Source organism: Mesorhizobium sp. IMUNJ 23033 (assembly GCF_044778005.1).
In the GTDB taxonomy this organism is placed as follows: domain Bacteria; phylum Pseudomonadota; class Alphaproteobacteria; order Rhizobiales; family Rhizobiaceae; genus Mesorhizobium; species Mesorhizobium amorphae_A.
The window spans coordinates 1-16,061 of the sequence record NZ_JBJACT010000045.1 but is presented as its reverse complement, the minus strand read 5'-3'; the positions used below and the strand labels follow the sequence as shown (position 1 = coordinate 16,061).

Here is a 16,061-nt window from a genome sequence, read left to right as displayed (position 1 = left end):
TATTGCATGGCTGACCACGTTGAATCGTAAGCACGCTTATTATATATGCCGCTCATGGTTTCCGACGGCATCGACAGATTGGGATTTTTGATCCACGACGTGCAGCGCCTGATGCGCAAGCGCTTCGAGGCGCGCGCCAGCGGCTTCGGCCTGTCCTCGGCGCAATGGCGGCTTCTGGTCCGCGTCGCCAAGGAAGAGGGTGTCGCGCAGGCACGGCTCGCCGAGCTTCTCGAAATCGAGCCGATCAGCGTCTCGCGCCTGGTCGACCGGATGGAGGAGGGCGGCTGGATCGAGCGCCGTTCCGACGCGACCGACCGCCGCGTGCGCATGATCTTCCCGACCACCAAGGCAAGCGAGGCCTATAACCACGTCAAGAGCCTGGCCGGTGAGGTCTACGAGGAATCGCTGGTCGGCGTTTCGCCGGAAGATCGCCGCGTCCTGGTCAGGGCGCTGGACACCATCGTGCAGAATCTTGCGGACGGCGAGGCGTCGTCCCTGGAAAAAGTCAGGAATACGGAAGGCGCAGCAGCATGAACGCGGCAGCCAAGATAGACGAAAAGATCACCGAACTGGAAATGGAGGCGCCGGCGCAGCCGGCGACGGCGCCCGTGGCAGTCGCGCCTCCGGTGCAGCCGGCGCCGGTCGCGCCGCAGAAGAAGCGACGCCTCGGCCGCCCCCTGTTGATGATCGCGCTGCCCGCGGCGCTGATTGCCGGCGGCAGCTATGTCTGGGTGACCGGCGGCCGTTACCAGGAAACCGAGAACGCCAATCTGGAGCAGGCCAAAGTGTCGATCGCCTCGGATACTGCGGGCCGCATCGTGACGGTCGACATAGCCGACAACCAGCTCGTCAAGCAGGGCGACGTGCTGTTCGCCATCGATCCCGAGCCCTACCGGATCGCGCTCGCCCAGGCTGACGCGGCGGTGGCCGGCGCGCGCCTCAACGTCGAGCAGTTGCGCGCCGCCTACAGTCAGTCGATGGCGCAGGAGAAGTCCGACACCAGCGAGGTCGATTTCGCGCAGTCGCAATATGACCGCGCCGCCGATCTCGCCCAGAAGGGCATCAACGCCAAGTCGTCTCTCGATCAGGCCAAGAACGATCTCGACAAGGCCAAGCAGCAGCTGGCGGTCGCCGAACAGGGCATCATCAGCGCCAAGGCAGCACTTGGCGGCAATCCCGACATCGAGACCGACAAGCATCCGACCGTGATGGCCGCACTCGCCGCGCGCGACAAGGCCGCCTATGACCTGGCGCAGACCACCGTCAGGGCACCCGCCGATGGTGTCATCAGCCAGGCCTCGTCGTTCAAAGTCGGCCAATATGTCGGCTCCGGCACGCCGCTGTTCTCGCTGGTCGAGACCGGCGACACCTGGATCGATGCCAATTTCAAGGAAACCCAGCTCACCAACATGAAGCCGGGCCAGAAGGCCGAGATCGTCGTCGACACCTATCCCGGCAAGACCTTCGAGGCGACCGTCAAGGCGATCGGTGCCGGCACAGGCGCCGAGTTCTCGCTGCTGCCGGCCCAGAATGCCACAGGCAACTGGGTCAAGGTCACCCAGCGCATTCCGGTGCGCCTGGAACTGACCGACCCCGACGCCAAGATGGCGCTACGCACCGGCATGAGCGTGACCGCCACCGTCGACACCGGTGTGGCGCGCGGGCTGCCGAAGATCTTCGGCCACGCCACGGCTGGCGAGGCGCAATAGCTGGATTCGTGCGCGGCGGCGGAAGCTGCCTCGCGAATGTTTGTGAAAGGTCTGCCGGGACTGCCGGCATGACAAGCAAAAGACAGGAGACAGGCCGGCGGGGCGAAGGACGAGGATTGCGGCGGCACTGCCAGCCAGCCTCGACATTCGGCATCGGACCCTCGGTCCACAGGGTTCCGGGCGGCTGGCGCCCGCGAAATTCGAGACGCTCTGGTCGATGTAACCCCCACATCGATGGTCGCGTCCCACCGCGATGAGGGTCTCTCCACACGGGAAGGCCTCGCCGCCCGGAAACCTTGTCTAACACGTTTTTGCTACACTGGAAGTTCCGCATCATGAGCACCCCAGAAGCCTTCAAGGAAGTGCCGCACCGCGGTCTGATCACGGTTGCGCTCATGCTGGCGACGGTCATGCAGGCGCTCGACACCACGATCGCCAACGTTGCGCTGCCGACCATGACCGGCGATCTCGGCGCTTCGCCGGACAACATCAACTGGGTGCTGACGTCCTACATCGTGGCCGCCGCGATCATGACGCCGGTCACCGGCTGGCTGGCTGACCGGCTCGGCCGCAAGGAACTGTTCCTGACGGCGGTGGTCGGCTTCACCATCTTCTCCATGCTGTGCGGACTGGCGTGGAGCCTGGAGACGATGGTGTTCTTCCGGCTGATGCAAGGCGTGTTCGGCGCCGCGATCGTGCCGCTGTCGCAGACCTTCCTGCTCGACATCAACCCGAAGGAACGCCACGGTCAGGCGATGGCCATTTGGGGCGCCGGCATCATGCTGGGGCCGATCCTGGGCCCGACGCTCGGCGGCTGGCTGACCGAGAATTTCAACTGGCGCTGGGTGTTCTTCATCAACCTGCCGGTCGGCATCGCCGCCTTCCTTGGCATGGCCGCCTACTTGCCTTCCGTTGCCCGGCGGATACGCAGCTTCGATTTCTTTGGTTTCGCCATGATCTCGCTCGGTGTCGGCGCGCTGCAGCTGATGCTCGATCGCGGCGGCGAGGTCGACTGGTTTTCCTCGGTCGAGATCTGGATCGAGCTCGGCCTCTCGCTGACCGGCTTCTGGGTGTTCATCATTCACACGGTGACAGCGGAACATCCCTTCATCGACCCCAAGATCTTCCTCGACCGCAATTTCGTGACCGGGCTGGCGTTCATCTTCGTCATGGGCGTGCTCATCTTGGCCAGCATGTCGCTGCTGCCGCCAATGCTGTCGACCATTTTCGACTATCCGACCATGACCATCGGTGTCGTCATAGGTCCCCGCGGTATCGGCACGATGATTTCGATGCTTTTGGTCGGCCGCATCATGCACATGGTCGATGCCCGCATCCTGGTCGTCATCGGCTTCCTTTTGACCGCGCAGTCGCTCCACACCATGGCGAGTTTCACGCCGCAGATGGACAATTGGCTCATCCTCAGCTCAGGTATCATCCAGGGCCTGGGAATGGGAATGGTGTTCGTGCCGCTGTCGACCGTGGCTTTTGCCACGCTCGATGCACGCTACCGCACCGATGCCACGGCGCTGTTCAGCCTGGTCCGCAATCTCGGTTCGTCGATCGGCGTGTCGGTGGTGACGGTTCTCCTGGTGCGCAACACGCAGGTCAACCACAGCGAGCTCTCGGCCTTCATCAACCCGTTCAATCCCAATCTCTGGACGGCCTCGCCGGCAGCAGCAGGCGGCGATCCGACGGCGCTTTCGGAGATGGACGGACTGGTCAATATACAAGCGATGATGATCTCTTACGTCAATGACTTCAAGCTGCTGATGATGATGACGCTGCTTGCCGTCCCGTTCGTCTTCCTGCTGCGCAAGCCAAAGGCAGGACCGGCCGCCGGCGGCGCACCCGCCGCGCATATGGACTGAGCTCTCAGGTGGCAGCAGTGCGGGAGCGCCTTCGCCCGAAGGTCGTTACTTGCCCAGCACCAGGCTCCAGTAGCGCAGGCTGGAGTCGCGGCCGTCGCGCACATAGGCGAGGCCGAAGCGGGTGAAGCGCGGGTCGAGCATGTTGCGCCGGTGGCCGGGCGAATGCACCCAGATGTCGAACAGTTTCTCAAGGTCGAAGCGGCCTTCGGCGATGTTTTCGGCGGCCGCACCGGCAATGCCGTTGCCCCTGACGCGCGAGGAAAAGCTCTTGCCCCAACCGGTGGTGTGGCTCATGCGGCGCGCCCCTGCCATGTAGCCGGCCTGCTGCAGGGCCGCCTGTTCGAGCTGCGTATCGGGAACCAGCGGACCGAGCCCGGCCGAAGCCCGAATGCCGGCCAGTGTGCCGGTGGCGGAAGAGGAGGCGCCAGCGCCTTCCCCGGTCGGCTGCGAAACGGTGCTGCAGGCCGCGAAGCCGACCAACGCAGCTAGGCCGGCTCCCTTTAGCAGCAGGCGCCTGCTCAGTTTCGATTGGGCTTGGTGATTGTCGATGTTCGCAATGGTCATGCCCGCCTGAGATAAGCGCGATCATGGCTTTTGCCGGGCAGGGTGGTGAAAATCTTGGTTCTAGAGCAATTCCAGGAAATGTGTGAAACGGTTTTCGGTCCGGAGTTGCGTCAAAACAAAGAGATAGAGCGGTTCTGCGTTTCCGTGAACGGTGAACCGCTCTAGGCAGCCGTATCGAGATTTGTTTCCGAGATTGGAGAACGGCCGGTCCGGTCGTCTTCCGTATGCACCCACCACGAGCCAAGCGCATCGATCAGCGGCACGAGCCTGCGGCCAGGCTCCGTAAGGTCGTAGTCGACGCGCAGCGGATAGCCCGGATGCGCTGTCCGCCGCACGATGCCGGCGTCCTCCAGCTTGCGCAGCTCCAACGCCAGGATGCGGTGCGACACGGTCGGATTGTCGCGCCTCAAGTCGCTGAAGCGTTTGGTGCCGTCCTTCAGATAATAGAGCAGCAAGGTCGGCCAGCGGCCGCTGAGCACGCGCATGGTCTCTTCGATCGGGCAGCGCGAGACGACGTCTTTCATGGGGGGCCTGTGGCGGGCTGGTTACAGAATAGTGCGTAATTTACATGGGGCTGCCAGCGTTTAGGGTCAAGTTTCGCTGCGCAGCGAAATCCCCTAAATGATGGAAGAAACAACAATGGAACCTATCCTCCTTTACGGCTTCCCGGCGGGAAGTTCGATGGGGCTCGTCGCTGCGTTTGAACGCGTCGGGCAACCCTACCGGCTGTGTCGCGTCGACATGCTGGCCGAGATGAAAAACGATGCCTACGCCAGCATCAACGGCCGGCAGGAAACGCCGGTCCTGATCACCGACGAAGGCAAGGTGCTCACCGAAACAATGGCCGTTGCCGCATGGCTTGAAGCCCGCGACAGTGAGCGCCGCATCAGCTTCGAGCCGCACACACGCCGGAAGCCGACCGCATGCACCAGCTCATGGCTTTCGTGAACACCGGCTTCACCGCCGCATTCAGCCCGCTCTGGGTGGCGCTGGAAATGGCGTCGCCCGATCCGGTGCTGCAGGCGACCTTGCGCGATTTCGGCCGCAAGGCGGTGACCGAGCGCCACGACCGGCTAGAGGCCATGATCACCGATACCGACTACCTGGTCGGCGACCGGTTGACGCTGGCCGACACCACGCTGATCGGCGTGGCGCGTTGGGCCGAGTACCACGAGGCGATCGACGGTGCCGCCTATCCGAAGCTCGCCGCCTTGCGCCGCCGCATCGAGGCCGATCCGGCCGTACGATACGCTCAAGCCGTCGAGGATGGCGAAAAGCCTGTCGGCTCGGGCGCCTGCCTGGGGCATGTCCCCCTGGCCGAGGTGATCGAACGCTTCGCGGCCTAGAACCGTCAGCCGGGCGGCGTCGGCGCTTGGCGCCGCCCCTCCGACAACCGCCTGTAAGGCGGCATCCGGGCAGCGCGTTGAAATCGCTACCCGCGCGGCGCGAAATATTCGCTCATTTCGCGAGCGTGATGAGGCGGCCGGCATACATCTCGCGATCTCCGAGCAGGGCCGCACAGTCCGTTCTGACGGAGGAGTTTCCCGTCATCTGCACGGTCTTGCCGACAAGCCTCAGACAGTCGCCCTGGCCGCTCATGTCGGAGTTTCCGGCATAGGAAATGGGCGCGTCGGGCGCATAGACGAATCCGCTGATTATGGAATTTGCGGCGCCATTCAGCGTCAGGGCGGAGGTGTTCCCGTGGTCCTGGAAAATGGTGATGCCGGCATAGGGGCCGCTGGTCGGCGGGGAAAGGTTCACCTGCTCATTGGCGTTTATGTAGATCTGCGCGCCCTCCATGAGGAACAGGGTCACGCCCTGGCCGGTCAGGCTGCCGTTGCCCCCTGGCTTTATGGTGGTGCCGCGCAGGATGTAGGCGCCCGGGTCCAGCGTGATGTTTCCCGACAATGTCTTGTCGCAATAGGTGCCGGGCGACAGCGTGTAGGTTTTGCCATTCGGGACGGGCAGGCACAATGTGTAGGGGGGAGGGACGACGTCGGCCAGAGGATCGATGGACGCATATTGATCTTCGAGCGGCGTTCCGCAGGTGAGACTGGCGTTGGGCAGCGAAAGCCCGGAAGTGCCGCCGACGGTCGAGACGCAACCCGCAGAAACCAGCGCGGAACCGCCTCTGTTGACGGAATCGGACGCATCCGAGTTTGACGCGATCACGCAGCTGCTCATCGAGACATTGGTCGAGCCCTGCAGGTTCACGGCGGCGGATGCATGCGGATCGAGCGCCAGCACGCAGGCCTGCGCGCCGGGCTCTATCTTGACCGAGGCCGAGCGGTGCGCCTGCCAGGAGGCCGAGCCGCTGATGAAGCCTGGGCGGCTGATGCTGGACGAAAGCGAGATGTAATAAGCGCCCGAGCCCCCGCTGGCGGTTGCTGAAAAGGCCGAGACGCTGCCCGAATATTTCTCCTGGTCGACGTCGCGCAGGTTGGCCGCGAAGAATGTCAGCCCTAGCTCCTGGACTTCGCCAGCCGTCATGTCGGGAGAGTACTTCGTGCCGACGGCAAGCCCAGCCGCGTCCAGCGAGTTCTGCAACTGCGCGGCGTCGTCGCTCGTGCCCACGAGATCGATGGCGCCGGCCACGCCAATCATGACCGGCAGCATCGCTATCGCGGTCGCTATGGCAAAGTTGCCGCGCTCCGATAACCAGAAGCCTCTGAACGTGAACATTGCCCCTTGCCCAAGCTTGCCTGCCTTATGTGGTACGCTAGGGGAATCTACGGTCCATTTAAGAAAACACTAAAATGCCGAATGCTAAAATGCCGCTCAATGGTTGACCAAAAAAGGCCTGCCAGCACGGTCAAGCGACAAGAGCCGAACAGCGCGCTGCCGCTTTTGAGCAGCGGAACCATCCGTTCATCGCTTGGCGGTTTCCGATCTCAGCGTTGTGCGTCGGTCGCCATCCTGAGCGCCAGCGCTGCCAGCACGGTGCCCATCATCCAGCGTTGGACGACCAGCCATAGCGGCCGTCCGGCGAGGAAGGTGGCGATAGAGCCGGCTGTCACCGCGATGATGGCGTTGACGGTGAGGCTGATCGAAATCTGCGTGACGCCGAGCACCAGCAGCTGCGACAGCACATGGCCCTTGCCGGGATTGATGAACTGCGGCAGCAACGACAGGTAAAGCACCGCCACTTTCGGGTTGAGGAGATTGGTCATCAGCCCCATGGCGAACAGCTTGCGCGGCCTGTCCTTCGGCAGTTCGCGCACCTGGAACGGCGAGCGCCCGCCGGGCCTCACCGCCTGCCAGGCAAGCCACAGCAGATAGAGCGCGCCGGCAAGGCGCAGCGCGTCATAGGCGAAGGGCACGGCAAGCAACAGCGCGGTGATGCCGAAGGCGGCGGACAGCACATAGAACAGGAAGCCGAGCGCCACGCCGCCAAGCGAGATCAGCCCGGCCTTTGGTCCTTGCGAGAGCGAGCGCGAGATCAGGTAGATCATATTCGGCCCGGGCGTCAGCACCATGCCGAGGCAGACCAGCGCAAAGGCAAGATGATTGGCGGCGTCGGGCATCAGGGGCGTCTCCGGGTGGTGGCGGGAACACTCACCATGTGCCTTCAACAACCGCAAGGGCATGATGAGAGGGAGTGGTTGCGCCAGCGCTGACAATTGGCGAAAGCGGCGAAGCCGCCTCTAACTGACCACGCGCAGGTTCGACAGCTCGTTGGCGATTTCCTTGAAATTGTCCGACAGCGTGGCGCCGGTCGCATTCCAGAACAGCTTGGCCGGCTTGCTGGCGTCTGTCGGGTCCTTGCGGAAGCGCGAGTCGGACGAGCAGGTCTTCAGCGCTTCCATCGCCTTGACGTCGCCGGCGTCCGTCGACGACATGTCGAGCGCAACCGTCATCACCATGATGTTGGCCGCCTTGGCGTTGTTGCACAGCGTCGCCATCTGCTCGTTGAGCGCTTTGGTGTAATTGCTCGAAGTGTAGTTGAACTGGCCAACGTCGCTCGACGTGCCGCCGAACAGCCGGGTCACCGCCGTGCCGTAATAGGCGAGGCCGGTATAGCCATAGGCGGCATAGGTCGACTTGTTGCCGGCCGGATCGCTGCTTACCGTCGAATAGGTGTTCTCACCGTCGGTGAGCACGATGACGACCTTGTCGTTGCCGCGCTCCGTCTCCAGCCGCCCTTCGGTGAAGGGTTCGGTGCTCGACACGGTGCGCCAGCCCCAGGCCATGCCTTCCGGCACGTTGGTGTTGCCGTTGGGCGCCATCAGGTCGATCGCCGCCTTGATCGCCGTCAGCCCTTCCGGCTTGGTGACGTCGGTCAGCGGCGTGATCGGCGTTGTAGTGCAGCTGTAATTGGGGCCGGCGCCCTTCGACAGCACCGGCGCATCGATCGGCCGCGGCTGGAAATACTTGGCCATGTTGGACTGCCGCGTCTTGCCGGTGGTGCTTGTCGGATCGTCGTTCCACCAGCTGTTTGCAGCGCCATAGGTGACAGGCTTCGCCTCATCCGGATCCTGCGTCAGGTACCAATGGTTGCCCGGCTCGTCCGGAGCGAACATCGGCACGAACATGGTGGCCGGATCGCCGACGCTCGTGCCGGTGTTGTTGGGGCCGCCGGAGGCCGGCTCGTCATTGACATTGTAAGGGTAGGGCCGGACCTCGACGCAGCCCTGCCAGCTGGCGAACGGGCCGTAAGTGTCGTTGTAGTCGTATTCATCGTGGCTGCGCTTGCAGGTGTGGTTCGACCGGTACTCGTCGCAGACGACACGCTTGCTGCCGACGACGCGCTCGTGGCTGGTCACCACCTTCATGTCGCGGTAGAGCGAGAACCGGGTCAGCATCTGACCTTCTTCCTCGCCCCAGCCGGCGCCCTTCTTGTACCAGATACCGTTGATCTTCTGGGCATATACCGCGGCATTGAGCGTCGACCAGTCGAAATTCTCGTTGTGGACCGGCGACAGCCCATAGGCGTCGATCCACGAGGCATTGTCGTTGTCCGGCCCGACATTGACCGAGGCGGCGAAGGGCACGAGACTGAACTGGACCGGCTTGTCGATCTGCTTGATCGCTGCCGCCTGCAAGGCCAGCGTGTCGACGAGCTGCTTTGCGGCCTGCTTGAGCAGATCGATGCGCTTTTGCCCCGAACCGGTGCCGGCCGTGCTCATCGAGCCGGAATTGTCGAGCACCATGGCGACTTCCAGCGTGTTCTTCAGCCGGACCTCCGAGCAGACGGAATAGTCGACATCGGTGGAGGTTTTGCCGATCAGCATCGCCGCCGCCGGAAGAAAATGGGGTTTGTACACCAGCGCCGCGCAGAGCTTCACCAGGCCGCCGCCGGTCGTGCTGCTGGGCAGCGTGACGTCGAGTGTCGTGTTGGCCGGATCGACACTGCCGAGGTTGGCCCTGAAGAAGTCCAGCGCATAAACCTTCAACTGGTCGTCGGTGGCGCCTTCGGCGAGGCGGCGGGCGGTGGCGAAGTTGGCGGCGTCGAGCGCGTTCACCACCCTCTGCTTTTCGTTGGTCATGCCCGCAAAGTCGACGGCCAACGCCACGCCGCCCATCAACGGCACCATGGCGAGCACGGTCATGAGGGCATAGTTGCCGCGCCGGTCGCGGCAGAAGTCACGCCAGAGTTCACGCATTTTATGTAAGGAGCCCTTGCTTTGATGGCCAGCCGATCAGCTGACGATGCGTAGGTTCGACAGTTCGTCGGCGATTTCCTTGAAGCTCTGAGACAAGGTGGCTCCTGTCGCATTCCAATATAGCTTGGCCGGCTTGGTGGTATCGGTCGGGTCTTTGCGGAACCGCGAGTCTGATGCACAGGCCTTGAGCGCCGTAATCGCCTTTTTTTCGCTCGCCTTTGATTCGACGAGGTCGAGCGAGACGGTCATGACGAGAATGTTCGAGGCCTTCGCATTGGCGCAAAGCGTCTGCATCTGCTCGTCCAGGGCTGCCGTATAGTTGGAATCCGTATACGTAGTCTTCCCAACGTCGGTGCTGGTGTTCATGAACAACCGCGTCACGCTTCCCGATCCGGGATATGTTAGCCCGGTGAAGCCGTAAGCGGCATAGGTCGACTCGTTGTTGGCATAAAGACTGTCGCTGATGGCGCTGTATGTGTTGGCGCCGTCAGTCAGCACGATCACCACCTTGTCATTACCTTTTTCGGTGTTTGGCCGGCCTTCCGTAAAGGGCTCGTTGCTCGAAACGGCTCGCCAGCCCCAGGCAAGGCCTTCCGGGACGTTGGTATTGCCGGTCGGCGCCATGGCGTCGATAGCGTCATCAAGTTGCTTTTTCTCGGCGGCTACGGTGACGTCCTTCAGCGGCGTGATCGGATTGGTCGTGCAAGCCGCGTTCGGACCGTCGCCCGACGAAGCAGAGGCAGAACCATAAGGCTTGATCAGGAAATATTTTCGCATGTCCGACTGCCGCTGCCTGGCCGTCGGGTTGGCTGGGTCGTAAGGCCAGTCGGCCCACCAATTGTTGCTGTAGCCGTAAGACACGCTGCTGACATCGTTGGTGTCGTCGCGGTTGAAATCGCGCCAGAGAGTCCCGGCCTCATCCGGCGCGAACATCGGCACGAACAAAGTTGCCGGATTGGCGGTATCCGGCGTCGTATCGTCATCATTGTAAGGATACGGCCTCGCTTCCACGCAGCCTTGCCAACTGGCATAGCGGCTGGTCGTGTAGATATACTGCGGATCGGTCCAATGGCCCTCGGTACATTTGTTTTTCTTGTTGTAAACATCGCATATGTACTGCTGGGAGTTGGGCACCTCCTCGCGGCCAGACTCGACGGTCATGTCGGCGTAGAGGCTGAAACGGGTCAGAGGCTCGTCCTTGCCGTCCCCCCAGCCATCCCCGCGCTTGTACCAGACGCCATTGCTTTTTTCGGCATACTTATTCGAATCGTTGCTGGAGGTCATCTTCGTCCAGTCGAAATCTTCGTGCTGGATTGGCGAGATGCCGTCCTGGTCCATCCAGCTATCCCCATCATGCGTCGGGCCGACATTGACCGAGGCTGAGAAAGGCACCACAGAGAACTGCACAGGTTTCGTGACCTGCTTCATCTGCTGGGCCTGCAGTGCAAGCGAATCGATCAGCTGCTTGGAGGCCGCCTTTAGCAGATCTATGCGTTTCTGCCCGGTGCCGGACCCAAGTGTGCTCATCGAGCCGGAATTGTCGAGCACCAACGCAACCTCTAGCGTGTTTTTGAGTCGAACTTCCGACCTTGCGGTAATGTTGACCTCGGTGTTGCTCGAAGCTTTGCCGATCAGCATCGCGGCCGCAGGCAGGAAGTATGGATGATACTTCAGGGCAGCCTGAAGGACGAGCGTGCCGCCGCCGGTGTTGGTGCTGGGCAGCGTGACGGTCAGCGTCGTATTGGTGGGCTTGACGTGGTTCAGATTGGCTTCGAAGAAGCTCTTGGCGTAGGCCTTGACGGCATCATCGGTCGCGCCGGAGACGATCTGCCGGGCCGTGGCAATACCGGCCGCGTCGAGCGCGTTCATCGTCTCCTGCCGCTGCCGCACCAGTTCCGCATAGTCGACGGCGAGCGCTACGCCGCCCATCAGCGGCACCATGGTGATGACGGTCATCAAGGCATAATTGCCGCGCCTGTCGCGCACAAACCTGCGGAACATTGTCTTTAGCTCCCGCTAATATACGACCATAGTCGCAATCGATCTACGACCATGGTCACAGATCGTTAAATTTCACGTTGCTCGAAAGCATCAAGGTCGCGCCGCCTTTTTGACTGCGCGTTAACCCTGTGGTGCCGGATCAGCCTTCGAGGCGGTGATGCCGCGCCCCTGACCGCCAGCCCCACCGCCGATGGCGAAAGCTGATGACAGGACGGAGCGCTTCCGCTAATGCGGGACCGGCTGCGGCGGACCGTCGGCGGCGGCCATCGCAACGAACGACTGGGAAAACGGCATGGCGGATTCGCCCGACATCATCGGCTCGCTCGCGGATTTGTCGGCGGCCTATGCGGCCATCCTCTGCGACGTCTGGGGCGTGGTGCACAATGGCGAATGGCATTTCCCGGCTGCGGCCGCGGCGCTGGCCGCGGCGCGCGCGGCGAAGCTGCCGGTCGTGCTGATCACCAATTCTCCGCGCCGCAGCGCCGACGTGGTGGCGCAGATGAACGCGATAGGTGTCCCGCAGACCGCCTATGACCGCGTCGTCACCTCCGGCGACGTCACCCGCGACCTGATCGCCGAGGGTCCCAGAAAGATCTTTCATATCGGCGCCGACCGCGATTTCACCCTATATGACGGCCTCGACGTCGATCTTGTCGAGGAGTTCGAGGCCTCCGGCGTGGTCTGCACCGGCCTGTTCGACGACGAGGTGGAGAAGCCCGAGGACTACGCCGAGCTGCTGCGACGGCTGCGGGCCAGGAACCTGCCTTTCATCTGCGCCAATCCCGACATCATGGTCGAGCGCGGCGAGCGCATGATCTGGTGTGCCGGCGCGCTGGCCCGCGACTATGCCCAGCTCGGCGGACGCACGCTGATCGCCGGCAAACCCTACGCGCCGGTCTATGACGTCGCGATGCGCGAGGTCGCCCACATGCTCGGCCATCCCGTCGAGCGCTCCCAGGTGCTGGCCATTGGCGACGGCATGATGACCGACATAAAGGGCGCGGCCGACAACGGTTTCGACGTGCTCTATGTCTCCGGTGGCATCCATGCGCGCGACTATGGCGATCCGCTGCAGCCAGATCCCGCCAGGCTCGCGGCCTTTCTCGAAAAGCATGGCTATCGGCCTGTCGCGGTCATTCCGAGACTGCAGTAGGGGAGAAGGATCGCCCCGATGACGGAAGCCTCAAGATGACCGAAGCCTTCGAACGCGTTTCCGCAACATCGCCGCTGCCGGCTCATTTGCGTGGCGGCGTGGTGGCGATCGGCAATTTCGACGGCGTCCATCGCGGTCACCAGGCGGTGCTTGACCGCGCGCTCGCCGAAGCGCGGCGGCGCGGCGCGCCGCCTTTGGTGCTGAGCTTCGAGCCGCATCCGCGAAAGGTGTTCAGGCCCGATATCCCGCTGTTCGTGCTGACGCCGCCGCCGATGAAGGCGCGGCTCCTGTCGCATCTGGGCTTCGCCGCTCTGGTCGAACAGCCGTTCACGCGCGAGTTTGCTTCGCTGTCGGCAGAAGCCTTCGTGACCGGTATTCTGGAAGAAAACCTCGGCATAACCCATGCCGTCACCGGCTTCGACTTCCACTTCGGCAAGGACCGCCAGGGCGGCCCCGCCTTCCTGATGGCCGCCGGTGAGCGCCATGGTTTTGGCGTTACGCTGGTCGATGCGTTTCGCGACGAGGGCGCCGAGGTGGTGTCGTCGAGCCGCATCCGCGCTCTCCTGTGCGAGGGCGCTGTCGCCGAGGCAGCAGGCCTGCTCGGCTATCGCTTCACCGTCGAGAGCGAAGTGATCGGTGGCCAGCGGCTCGGCCGGACGCTGGGCTTCCCGACAGCCAATATGAGGCTTTCGCCGGAAGCCACTCTGAAGGAAGGCATTTATGCCGTCCGCTTCCGCCGTGCCGACGGTTCGCTGCATGACGGCGTCGCCAGCTTCGGCCGCCGGCCGACTGTCGACGACAATGGCGCGCCGCTGCTGGAAACCTTTGTCTTCGATTTCTCCGGCGATCTCTATGGCGAGACCTGCGAGGTGTCGTTCTTCAGCTTCCTGCGCACAGAGGTGAAGTTCGACGGGCTCGACGCGCTGGTCGTGCAGATGAAGCGCGACGAGGCCGAGGCGAGGGCGCTGCTTGCCGGCGTCAGGCCGCTTTCGGAGCTGGATAGCGCGATCGCTTTTTGACGGTTTTCAAGACTCGCGGTCGAAAACAGCCGAGAAATACGACGGACTGTGAAGCGGTTCATTGAGGGCCGCCGTCAACGCGCCCAATGCTCCTTGATGAAAATCCACACTTTTGTGTGGAGCGCGGTGCTGCTTTGCTCCGGTATGTTCATCCTGTGCGATGGCTTAAGCGCGCATTGGGGCAAGACCGGCAACAACCGCAGCCTGACCATCGTCATGGCGTTGCGCCATTGTCCTACTCGGCCTTCGCTTTCATCGACACGCGCATGAACCTGGCGGTGACGGGAGCACTGGTCAACACCATCGTCGTGGTCGGCGCCCCGCTTGTCGTCGTCCTTATCTTCAAGGAGGAACTCTCCTCGATGCAATATCTTGGGATCGCGCTGGCCGTCATTTCGATGACGCTGCTCAATCTGGCGTGACCTACCTCTTCAGCGCCAGACCGATGGCAATGAAGCTCCAGCCCTGGAAGACGAGATCGATGGCCAGGAACATGCCGAGCACCCAGAGGCTGTTGACCGGCCAGCCCATGGCAATGACCAGACCCGCCAGCGCGCTGATGACGCCGGCCGCGACCAGCCATCCCCAACCTCTCTCCGGCCGGTGGTTGTAGCCGACCCAGGCCCTGAGCACACCCGATGCGACGAGCGCGATCGCCAGCAAGAAGGTCAGCACCGTCGAACCTAAAATCGGATTGTCGAAGGCGAAAAAGCCGGCAACCGCATAGAGCAGGCCGCTGAGCAGCCAGTAGAAGAAACGGCCCCAGGTCTTGACGCCGAACGCATGGATGATCTCGATCGCGCCGCCCAACAGCATCAACCATCCCACGACATAGACCGAAGCAACGGTGGCGATGAACAGATTACCGAAGGCGATGCCGCCGAAGATCAGCAGCAAGACGCCCAGCGCCACGAACCACCCCCATTTGTCCCGCGTCCGGCCAATCGCGTCTTTCAGGGCATCGCCTTGCAAGGTCATGGCTGCATCTCCTCGGGGGACTCGCCGCGCATCAAGCTGCGTGGAGGTTAACGCCGATGACCTTGCCCGTCTAGCGAGCAGGCTGCCGGCGGCCACACCCAACCATGTTGCATGGGGTCGTTTGTCGAGGGGCCGACCGCTCGTAGCTCAACCGGTGGGTTTACATCGGCAGCCGGGCCCCTAGTTTTAGAGTTCCGTACCGCGCACCTTAGTGCGTGGATGTTCGAAAAACGGGACCGTGAAACTCTGGCCGGTCCCTCAAAAACTCCCAAAAGGACGACTGCCATGACACAGGCCAAGAATGGCGACACCGTGCGCATCAATTATACTGGACGTCTGGCCGACGGCACTCAATTCGATGCTTCCGGCGGCGAACCGCTGCAATTCACACTAGGTGAAGGGCAAGTGATCCCCGGCCTTGAAACCCATGTCGAGGGCATGGAGGTCGGCGCGAAAAGCACGGTCACCGTTCCCGCCGAAGCAGCCTATGGCCCCCACCGCCCTGAAGCGGTCATGACCATCGACCGCGCCCGCGTGCCGGACAACATCAATGTCGATATCGGTACTCGATTGCAGGTCAGGACCCGCGAGGGGCGCCCCATGCCGGTAACGGTCGTCGGCGTGAACGACGCCAGCGTCAAGCTCGACGGCAATCATCCGTTGGCCGGAAAGGATCTGGTGTTCGACGTTGAGCTGGTGGAGATCGTTCAGGCGGCGTAGGGCATCCATGCGGCCAAGGCCGTGGTGACTATGATTTCAGGTGACGGCCCGCCGCCGTCCCATGACGAGTAACCGACTATTTGACTTTCAGCGCGTCCAGCCACTGGGTGACGCGCTCGATAGTCTGGCGCTCTTGGGGCGCCTGCATGGAGAACCCTTCCATCAGGCGCGCCTGAGGTGCGTGGCTGGCCAGAACGGCCTGGCTGTTGCCGAGTCCGAAGCCGCTATGCGTGATAAACGGAATGATGGTCTTACCCGCAAGGTCGTGGACTGCCAGGAAAGTGCGGATTACGGGCGGCGCGGTTTCGCCCCAGATGGGGAACCCCAGGAACACCGTCGCATAGGATGCGGTGTTCGGAAGCTGCTCCTTGAGCGGCGGCCGGTCGCCGCGATCGCGCTCCTGCCGCGCCTGCTCGACAGTTTCGAAATAATCGGCCGGGTAG

General features: G+C 62.8%; 17 protein-coding genes. 9 read left to right on the top strand and 8 right to left on the bottom strand.

Annotated elements, in window-relative coordinates:
- The first annotated feature begins 54 nt into the window (after positions 1–54).
- The 3 genes from ACFX5Q_RS31840 (at position 55) to ACFX5Q_RS31830 (ending at position 3,580) form a co-directional block, all read left to right on the top strand.
- Positions 55–534, top strand: a complete 480-nt coding sequence (locus tag ACFX5Q_RS31840; protein ID WP_404284225.1) for a MarR family winged helix-turn-helix transcriptional regulator — start codon at positions 55–57, stop codon at positions 532–534.
- Positions 531–1,709: an HlyD family secretion protein gene (locus tag ACFX5Q_RS31835; RefSeq protein ID WP_404284195.1), complete on the top strand. Its 1,179-nt coding sequence runs from the start codon at positions 531–533 to the stop codon at positions 1,707–1,709. The genes ACFX5Q_RS31840 and ACFX5Q_RS31835 overlap by 4 nt, the downstream gene beginning before the upstream one ends.
- 335 nt (positions 1,710–2,044) lie before the next feature.
- Positions 2,045–3,580 carry a DHA2 family efflux MFS transporter permease subunit gene (locus tag ACFX5Q_RS31830; RefSeq protein WP_404284193.1) on the top strand — a complete coding sequence of 512 codons (1,536 nt, stop codon included), beginning with the start codon at positions 2,045–2,047 and terminating at the stop codon, positions 3,578–3,580.
- A 45-nt stretch (positions 3,581–3,625) separates the two neighbouring features.
- Here the strand turns inward: ACFX5Q_RS31830 and ACFX5Q_RS31825 are convergent, their stop codons facing one another.
- Positions 3,626–4,144, bottom strand: coding sequence for a CAP domain-containing protein (locus ACFX5Q_RS31825; protein WP_404284192.1), 519 nt, complete (start codon positions 4,142–4,144; stop codon positions 3,626–3,628).
- A 161-nt stretch (positions 4,145–4,305) separates the two neighbouring features.
- A complete protein-coding gene (locus ACFX5Q_RS31820) occupies positions 4,306–4,668 on the bottom strand; it encodes a winged helix-turn-helix transcriptional regulator (RefSeq protein ID WP_404284190.1) in 363 nt (120 codons plus the stop codon).
- A gap of 97 nt (positions 4,669–4,765) precedes the next feature.
- Between ACFX5Q_RS31820 and ACFX5Q_RS31815 the strand changes: the two genes are divergently transcribed.
- Positions 4,766–5,092, top strand: a complete 327-nt coding sequence (locus ACFX5Q_RS31815) for a glutathione S-transferase N-terminal domain-containing protein (protein ID WP_404284188.1) — start codon at positions 4,766–4,768, stop codon at positions 5,090–5,092.
- A complete protein-coding gene (locus ACFX5Q_RS31810) occupies positions 5,068–5,490 on the top strand; it encodes a glutathione binding-like protein (RefSeq protein WP_404284186.1) in 423 nt (140 codons plus the stop codon). Before ACFX5Q_RS31815 ends, ACFX5Q_RS31810 begins: the two co-directional genes overlap by 25 nt.
- A gap of 112 nt (positions 5,491–5,602) precedes the next feature.
- Here the strand turns inward: ACFX5Q_RS31810 and ACFX5Q_RS31805 are convergent, their stop codons facing one another.
- The 4 genes from ACFX5Q_RS31805 to ACFX5Q_RS31790 form a co-directional block, all read right to left on the bottom strand.
- Positions 5,603–6,826 (bottom strand): TadE/TadG family type IV pilus assembly protein, encoded by a 1,224-nt coding sequence (locus tag ACFX5Q_RS31805; protein ID WP_404284185.1) that lies wholly within the window; start codon positions 6,824–6,826, stop codon positions 5,603–5,605.
- 209 nt (positions 6,827–7,035) lie between these two features.
- The gene (locus ACFX5Q_RS31800) at positions 7,036–7,668 is read right to left on the bottom strand and encodes a LysE family translocator (protein ID WP_404284183.1); all 633 of its coding nucleotides are present in this window, start codon (positions 7,666–7,668) and stop codon (positions 7,036–7,038) included.
- A 120-nt stretch (positions 7,669–7,788) separates the two neighbouring features.
- The gene (locus ACFX5Q_RS31795; RefSeq protein WP_404284181.1) at positions 7,789–9,747 is read right to left on the bottom strand and encodes a pilus assembly protein TadG-related protein; all 1,959 of its coding nucleotides are present in this window, start codon (positions 9,745–9,747) and stop codon (positions 7,789–7,791) included.
- Positions 9,748–9,783: 36 nt separating this feature from the next.
- Positions 9,784–11,748, bottom strand: a complete 1,965-nt coding sequence (locus tag ACFX5Q_RS31790; protein ID WP_404284180.1) for a pilus assembly protein TadG-related protein — start codon at positions 11,746–11,748, stop codon at positions 9,784–9,786.
- Positions 11,749–12,040: 292 nt separating this feature from the next.
- On the opposite strand from ACFX5Q_RS31790, the gene ACFX5Q_RS31785 reads away from it, so the two are divergent.
- From ACFX5Q_RS31785 to ACFX5Q_RS31775, 3 genes are all read left to right on the top strand, one after another.
- The gene (locus tag ACFX5Q_RS31785) at positions 12,041–12,901 is read left to right on the top strand and encodes a TIGR01459 family HAD-type hydrolase (protein WP_404284178.1); all 861 of its coding nucleotides are present in this window, start codon (positions 12,041–12,043) and stop codon (positions 12,899–12,901) included.
- 35 nt (positions 12,902–12,936) lie between these two features.
- The gene (locus ACFX5Q_RS31780; RefSeq protein WP_404284177.1) at positions 12,937–13,920 is read left to right on the top strand and encodes a bifunctional riboflavin kinase/FAD synthetase; all 984 of its coding nucleotides are present in this window, start codon (positions 12,937–12,939) and stop codon (positions 13,918–13,920) included.
- A 230-nt stretch (positions 13,921–14,150) separates the two neighbouring features.
- The gene (locus ACFX5Q_RS31775; protein ID WP_404284176.1) at positions 14,151–14,342 is read left to right on the top strand and encodes a hypothetical protein; all 192 of its coding nucleotides are present in this window, start codon (positions 14,151–14,153) and stop codon (positions 14,340–14,342) included.
- 1 nt (position 14,343) lies between these two features.
- Here ACFX5Q_RS31775 and ACFX5Q_RS31770 read toward each other — a convergent pair whose 3' ends face one another.
- Entirely contained in the window at positions 14,344–14,898 is a 555-nt protein-coding gene (locus ACFX5Q_RS31770; protein WP_404284174.1) for an HdeD family acid-resistance protein, read from the bottom strand.
- Positions 14,899–15,183: 285 nt separating this feature from the next.
- Here ACFX5Q_RS31770 and ACFX5Q_RS31765 point away from each other — a divergent pair, with 285 nt between their 5' ends.
- Positions 15,184–15,618 (top strand): peptidylprolyl isomerase, encoded by a 435-nt coding sequence (locus ACFX5Q_RS31765; protein ID WP_214470250.1) that lies wholly within the window; start codon positions 15,184–15,186, stop codon positions 15,616–15,618.
- Between the two features lie 76 nt (positions 15,619–15,694).
- Here the strand turns inward: ACFX5Q_RS31765 and ACFX5Q_RS31760 are convergent.
- A partial coding sequence (locus ACFX5Q_RS31760) for a flavodoxin (protein WP_404284172.1) occupies positions 15,695–16,061 on the bottom strand: 367 nt, incomplete at its 5' end.

Coding starts and splice junctions, on each gene's coding strand:
- ACFX5Q_RS31805 (WP_404284185.1), bottom strand. CDS start 6,826: ATGTTCACGTTCAGAGGCTTCTGGTTATCGGAGCGCGGCAACTTTGCC.
- ACFX5Q_RS31795 (WP_404284181.1), bottom strand. CDS start 9,747: ATGCGTGAACTCTGGCGTGACTTCTGCCGCGACCGGCGCGGCAACTAT.
- ACFX5Q_RS31765 (WP_214470250.1), top strand. CDS start 15,184: ATGACACAGGCCAAGAATGGCGACACCGTGCGCATCAATTATACTGGA.
- ACFX5Q_RS31840 (WP_404284225.1), top strand. CDS start 55: ATGGTTTCCGACGGCATCGACAGATTGGGATTTTTGATCCACGACGTG.
- ACFX5Q_RS31830 (WP_404284193.1), top strand. CDS start 2,045: ATGAGCACCCCAGAAGCCTTCAAGGAAGTGCCGCACCGCGGTCTGATC.
- ACFX5Q_RS31815 (WP_404284188.1), top strand. CDS start 4,766: ATGATGGAAGAAACAACAATGGAACCTATCCTCCTTTACGGCTTCCCG.
- ACFX5Q_RS31790 (WP_404284180.1), bottom strand. CDS start 11,748: ATGTTCCGCAGGTTTGTGCGCGACAGGCGCGGCAATTATGCCTTGATG.
- ACFX5Q_RS31825 (WP_404284192.1), bottom strand. CDS start 4,144: ATGACCATTGCGAACATCGACAATCACCAAGCCCAATCGAAACTGAGC.
- ACFX5Q_RS31835 (WP_404284195.1), top strand. CDS start 531: ATGAACGCGGCAGCCAAGATAGACGAAAAGATCACCGAACTGGAAATG.
- ACFX5Q_RS31770 (WP_404284174.1), bottom strand. CDS start 14,898: ATGACCTTGCAAGGCGATGCCCTGAAAGACGCGATTGGCCGGACGCGG.
- ACFX5Q_RS31810 (WP_404284186.1), top strand. CDS start 5,068: ATGCACCAGCTCATGGCTTTCGTGAACACCGGCTTCACCGCCGCATTC.
- ACFX5Q_RS31820 (WP_404284190.1), bottom strand. CDS start 4,668: ATGAAAGACGTCGTCTCGCGCTGCCCGATCGAAGAGACCATGCGCGTG.
- ACFX5Q_RS31800 (WP_404284183.1), bottom strand. CDS start 7,668: ATGCCCGACGCCGCCAATCATCTTGCCTTTGCGCTGGTCTGCCTCGGC.
- ACFX5Q_RS31780 (WP_404284177.1), top strand. CDS start 12,937: ATGACCGAAGCCTTCGAACGCGTTTCCGCAACATCGCCGCTGCCGGCT.
- ACFX5Q_RS31785 (WP_404284178.1), top strand. CDS start 12,041: ATGGCGGATTCGCCCGACATCATCGGCTCGCTCGCGGATTTGTCGGCG.